This is a genomic window from Arachidicoccus rhizosphaerae, assembly GCF_900107765.1.
Classification (GTDB): Bacteria; Bacteroidota; Bacteroidia; order Chitinophagales; family Chitinophagaceae; genus Arachidicoccus; species Arachidicoccus rhizosphaerae.
This window is the reverse complement of sequence record NZ_FNQY01000028.1, coordinates 48,537-54,600: the sequence shown is the minus strand read 5'-3', so window position 1 is coordinate 54,600 and position 6,064 is coordinate 48,537. Positions and strand designations below refer to the sequence as shown.

Below are 6,064 nucleotides of genomic sequence, written 5' to 3'. Positions count from 1 at the left end.
GAGATTCATAATATTTATGAAGCCCGGAAAAATACGCCACTTGTTAAGAAATTAAAGGCAGATATGGGAAAACTGATCGCAAAGTATAAACAAACAGATGCAGCAGAAATACTGGAAGGTAAAGCCCAATAGCCGGGTTTAAATTTTGATCGATTACAATAAGATCCCTGTTCCTTATAGAGCAGGGATTTTTTTGCCTAAAAGCCCCGGTTTTATACAGATGTCGCAAATTTTACGACAGAATTTAATAATTTTTCCAAATCACTGATGGTGGTGCGAGGGTTCATGATGGTAGTCCTTAAATAAAAATTACCGCCCGTGCTCGTGGAAACCAGATAAAATTTTCCTTCATGGATAATTTTCGATAAAATATGTTTATTAATTTCATTTATACGTTGAAGGTCGCCTGTATACCGAAAACATACAATATTGGATTGCGGTGTACACAAGAGTTCCAGTAAAGGATGCTGGTCAATAAGGTCAGCAAAGTTTTTCGTCAGGTCATATAAATATTCTATGTGTTGTGCGTAAAATTTGTCGCCATAAAGTCTTAGAGCAATATAAGTATGTATAATGCTCATGGGTTTGGTACATTCAAAGGTCTGTTTGCCGGAATTATACCACTGATCGCTGGTTTGGTCCTCCCAAAGATATTTTGCATTTTGACTAAAGGTCGCTTTGTGGTGGGCGGCCGTTCTGAAAATAACAGCCGTGGACAAAGAGGGGACATGCATCATTTTGTGGAAATCCATGATGATGGAATCGGCGGCTTCACTGCCAGCCAAAAGAGCTTTGTATTTATTGGAATAAATGGCCGGTCCTCCATGAGCCGCATCCACATGCAACCAGATTTTTTGTTCCCTGCAAAAATGGCCAAGTGTTATTAAATCTTCATAACTGCCTGAAGAAGTTGTACAGCTGCAGCCGATTAAGGCAAAAATATGCCAATCGTTTTTTTGGGCTTTTTCAAGTAGGCCGGTTAGTTGCTCTATGCTGATCTGGCCTTTTTCGTTAATTGGGATTTTTAGGATATTATCTACAGAAAGTCCCATGATTATCATGGCCCTTTGAATGCTGTAATGGGCTTCTTCCGATACCATGATAGCCAACTTTTGATAATTTACGGATGGCTGTTGCCGTTGCAAATAATGAGCTCTTGCTGCAAGTAAGGCCGTAAGGTTGCCCAGGCTTCCACCTGAAGTAACAAACCCCGTTGCTGTATCCGGTAGTCCGAATCGTTTTGCCAGGTCTGCAATGATTATCTTTTCCATCGCGTTGCCTGCCATTCCCATTTCATAAACGGCCATGCCATTATTTAAATAAGCCGATAATGCGCTGCTCAGAATACTGATGGGGTATACCGGTGCAACCTGATGACCCACATATCCTCGTCTGGATAGCTTTATGGATCTATCCAGAATGGTTTTAAAGAGTGCAGAGGCGGTGACAGGCTGCTGTGAATAAAAATCGTCCTGCCAGTAATTCAGTTGGTCTTCAGGACAGATATAGTCAATCGTTTTGTTGTCCAGGCTGTCAACTGATAACTGCATGTCTTTTTTTAATATTCCTAACAGTTCCTTTCCCGCTGATTCAAATTCCTGTATACTTAGCGCTGCTTCTAATAAATCTTTATCGGGAGTCATTTTTTATCTATTTAAAGCAAAGGAATAAAAAAAAGTAATGAAATTAAATACTTAATTTGCATTGATTAATTAAAAAAAGTAATAAATGGATGTGGATACTTCGGTTTTAAGGAATTTTCTGCAGGTAGCAGAAACCCTGCATTTTACTAGAAGTTCGGAGCAGATGCACATTGCACAGCCAGCTCTAAGCAGACAAATTCGACAACTGGAGGATAAACTGGGCGTGTCATTATTTGAACGTAATAAAAGAAATGTGGAATTGACGGCCGCGGGAAGGTATTTTAAAAAAGAATGCGAACTTATTTTAAAACAATTTGATTACGTGGCATTGCAGGCCAATAGTCTTTTTAAAGGCAAATCCGGGGTAATAAGAATTGGGTATACGCACTCCGCCATGCATGATTTTTTACCTGATTTGATAAGGCATATCAATCAAATTTTTCCTGATATTAAAATCGTCTTATTGGAGTTTAATAATTCCAGGCAATATATTGCATTAAAGAACCGGGAAATAGATATAGGCTTTGCAACCAACCCGGATATTGACAGCTCCTTTAAAAGTAAATTGTTACTGAGAAGCAACTTTGCTCTAGTAACTCCTTTGGATTTTCCTCTGGATAAAAATAAACCGTTTGATTTATATAAACTGAAAGACCAGGAATTCATTTTGCCGCCAATGGAAGAAGGAGAGATGTATGTAAGTACGTTGACTTCCATCTTTGTGCAGGCGGGTTTTATGCCAAAAGTCGTGCATGAAACCCCTTTTGCGAGCACCGCGATCAGACTAGTCGAAAAAGGTTTTGGGCTGACTGTGGAACCGCTTTCCAGCCTGACAGGATATAAGGGTGTCAAGTATTTAGAATTGAAAGATATAGCGCAGAAAGTGGAAAATGTAATGCTATGGCTGCCCAATACCGAAACTGCTTTTCCTGGTATCATTCAGCAAATTTTAGATTATAAATATAAATAGTCTGAAGAAAGTCTGAAGAAAGTCTGAAGAGGAGCCATTCTTCTTAAGGTCTTTTTAAGTTCTTTTTAATTACTTATTAAGCAAGTGATTAAGTATTTTATAATTATATCATATTAACAATAGTTTACGGTCTTCAAAGAATGCATGACTTCAAAATCAACTTACATTTGGATTGGAAATTTTTCCAATAACAAATTAAAACGAGTATCATGAAGAAATTGATTTTTGGATTGATCATGGCTTTTGCATGCAGCTTCTGCTTTACAGCCAGCCACGCACAAAGCACAACTACCGCCCAGACTACTAGTCAGGTCGCCAAAAAAGCAAAGAAAACAAAAACACATGCTGTAAAAGCAGCAGACAAAACAAAGGCCGCCGCCACAACAAGTTCAGAAAAAACAGCCAAAAAAGCATCCAAGGCTGCAAAAACTGAGAAAAAAGCCGCTGCAAAAGAAGCAAAAAAAGCTACTAAAAGCGAAGCTAAAACTGCATCTGCAAAAGTAGATGCAACAGGTCATCATCTGAAAAAAGATGGTACCAAGGATATGCGTTATAAAGAAAACAAAAAATAGACTTATCCTGATTTATACCAAGATTATTGGTCGGTTATCCTATCTAAACCGCAGCCTTTATTATGTGGACCATCACAAAATAATTGCGCTGCGGTTTTTGTTTGTAAAAAACAGACGGCGTCTAATGAATGGAAAAAAGTGGACTATAAACAGGTAAGATTGTTTTTATTGTAGGTTCCAATAAAGATATGCGGATATTCAATCGATATTATTTTCTGAATGCATTTCCATTTTCTGAGCTGCATTAAACGTCAAGACATTATCAAAAGTAGGACAAATATTCCAATAGAGCCTTTGGTTAAATTACCTAAATGTTATCTATTTCTACCGCTGGATTTAACGTAGTAAATTAACCAAGGGGCTGATTCAGCTCTTCGTCTATTCAATGTCTGAGGATTTGCTCAATATTTAGCCATTTGAGCTGAGCAGTAAATAAAGCCCAGCCGCAATGGCGCATCCGATGATTGGACCGATAATGGGCACCCAGGCATACTGCCAATCAGATTTATTTTTATCTTTCAGAGGCAGAAGCGCATGTGTGATTCTTGGCCCAAGGTCGCGGATAGGATTGATGGCATAGCCAGTAGTACCTCCCAGTGAAAGGCCGATGGCCCAGACGATAAAAGCTACAGGTATGGCGCCAATTGAACCAAGTCCTATGGGCGTTTTAGCTTCCCCGAATTCTCCGCCGGTAATATAAAAGACTGCCAGAATCAGGACGAATGTTCCGAGTACTTCACTTAATACATTAAGTCTGGCATTTTTAATGGCTGGGCTGGTATAAAAACAGGCGGCTTCAAGTCCCGGAGCCTTAGTCGCATTAAAGTGATCCTTGTACATTAAATAAACCAGCCACGCACCCGCCATAGCCCCTAACAATTGCGCCAGGATAAATCCCGGTACCCGGGACCAGGCAAATTTACCGGCGATGGCCAGACCGATAGATACTGCCGGATTTAAATGTGCACCGCTGTATGGGCCTGCGATGATAACTCCTGCGAATACCGCAAGCGCCCAGCCTGTGGTAATGACAATCCAGCCACTATCATTTCCCTTGGTGTCCTTTAATAGGACATTGGCTACAACTCCGTTGCCAAGCAGGATAAGTATCATAGTTCCGATAAATTCAGCGACTAATGGATTCATGTAATTTGCTTTATAAAAAGTAAAGGTTTAATGAATAGGGTAGTTGTTATTAATTGGAGGCTTGATCTAAGTTTGTCCAGGCCTCTACTGCCTTGACGGCTCTTTGCCAGCCTTTTATTTTTTGAGTCATATCATTGCCTGTGGGAGTAAAGTTGCGATTTACCTGCCATTGTTTTTCAATGGCCTGAATATTTTCCCAAAATCCAACGGCCAGCCCTGCTAAATAGGCGGCGCCAATAGCCGTTATTTCTGTGATATGGGGTCTGAGGACTTCAGTATTTAAAATATCCGCCTGGAACTGCAAAAGTAAATTGTTGGCAGTAGCGCCGCCATCCACCCGAAGTTGATTAATGGTGAGTCCGGCGTCATTTTGCATGGCAGTTAAAACGTCCATTGTCTGATAAGCGATACTTTCCAGTGCGGCTCTGCAAAAATGATTTTTACTGGTTCCTCTGGTAATGCCAAAAATACTGCCTCTGGCATCCTGATTCCAATGAGGCGCTCCTAATCCTGCAAAAGCGGGTACCATATATACGCCACCGCTGTCCGCAACAGTGGTGGCCAGCGTTTCAATTTCTGAGGCGGTATCAATCATTTTTAATTCGTCCCGGAGCCACTGTACGACTGCGCCCGCGATAAATATACTTCCTTCCAGCGCATACTGTACCTGATCACCAATCTTCCAGGCAATCGTGGTAATCAGATTATTTTTAGAAATACGCGGTTTATTGCCTATATTCATCAACATAAAGCACCCAGTCCCATAGGTATTTTTGACCATTCCCGGCTGATTACACATATGCCCGAATAAAGCAGACTGTTGGTCTCCTGCTATCCCTGCAATAGGTACCTGGGTACCCAATAGATTGCCGGAAGTGCGGCCATAAACTTCGCTGGAACTTCTTACTTCAGGTAAAAGAGCAGCCGGTATCTGTAATAATTCCAATAACTCTTCATCCCAGTTTAATGTGTGGATGTTATAAAGCATCGTTCTGGAAGCATTGGTTACATCCGTAATATGCAGCTGCCCGGAGGTTAGATTCCAGATTAACCAACTGTCAACAGTGCCAAAGGCCAACTCTCCGTTTTCTGCCCGTTGTCTGGCTCCTGCCACATGATCAAGAATCCACTGGATTTTTGTTCCGGAAAAATAAGCGTCTATAATTAAACCAGTTTTTTCCTGGATGACAGCCGCTTTGCCTTCCTTTTTTAATTGGTCACAGATGGCAGATGTCCTTCTGTCTTGCCAGACGATGGCATTATAGATGGGTTGTCCGGTGTTGCGATCCCAAATAACTGTAGTTTCTCTTTGGTTGGTGATGCCGATGGCGGCAAGTGCCTGCCTGTCAATTCCCTTTTGTAAAACAGCCTCGGTAATTACACTTGCCTGGGTGGACCAGATTTCCATAGGGTCATGTTCTACCCAGCCTGGTTCCGGGTAGATCTGGGTAAACTCCTTTTGGGCAAGAGAAACAATCTCGCCCTGATGATTAAATAAAATCGCTCGGGAACTTGTAGTGCCTTGATCAAGGGTCAGGATATATTTTTCCATTTGAAAGATTGGTTTAAATATGGTGCATGTCAGCATAGACTACCAAAAGGGATATAAGGAAATAGTCTGCTACGTGCTTTCATTTTTAGATTAAGTGAAAATAAACGAAACATATCAAATGCAAATTAACATATCTGAAAATATAAAAAAAGGAAATAGTAAAAATAAATAAAATTTTCTT

5 protein-coding genes are annotated in these 6,064 nt (G+C 40.7%); 2 read left to right on the top strand and 3 right to left on the bottom strand.

Going from position 1 to position 6,064, the window contains the following annotated elements; all coding sequences use genetic code 11:
- Positions 1–212 precede the first annotated feature (212 nt).
- Positions 213–1,643: a pyridoxal phosphate-dependent decarboxylase family protein gene (locus BLU80_RS16930; protein ID WP_091400835.1), complete on the bottom strand. Its 1,431-nt coding sequence runs from the start codon at positions 1,641–1,643 to the stop codon at positions 213–215.
- An 85-nt stretch (positions 1,644–1,728) separates the two neighbouring features.
- Between BLU80_RS16930 and BLU80_RS16925 the strand changes: the two genes are divergently transcribed.
- Positions 1,729–2,613 (top strand): LysR family transcriptional regulator, encoded by an 885-nt coding sequence (locus tag BLU80_RS16925; RefSeq protein ID WP_091400833.1) that lies wholly within the window; start codon positions 1,729–1,731, stop codon positions 2,611–2,613.
- Positions 2,614–2,822: 209 nt separating this feature from the next.
- Positions 2,823–3,185, top strand: coding sequence for a hypothetical protein (locus BLU80_RS16920; RefSeq protein ID WP_091400831.1), 363 nt, complete (start codon positions 2,823–2,825; stop codon positions 3,183–3,185).
- Between the two features lie 408 nt (positions 3,186–3,593).
- Here the strand turns inward: BLU80_RS16920 and BLU80_RS16915 are convergent, their stop codons facing one another.
- Both BLU80_RS16915 and glpK read right to left on the bottom strand, forming a co-directional pair.
- The gene (locus BLU80_RS16915) at positions 3,594–4,331 is read right to left on the bottom strand and encodes an MIP/aquaporin family protein (RefSeq protein ID WP_091400829.1); all 738 of its coding nucleotides are present in this window, start codon (positions 4,329–4,331) and stop codon (positions 3,594–3,596) included.
- Positions 4,332–4,380: 49 nt separating this feature from the next.
- Positions 4,381–5,883, bottom strand: coding sequence for a glycerol kinase GlpK (glpK, locus tag BLU80_RS16910; protein ID WP_091400827.1), 1,503 nt, complete (start codon positions 5,881–5,883; stop codon positions 4,381–4,383).
- Between the last annotated feature and the right edge of the window lie 181 nt (positions 5,884–6,064).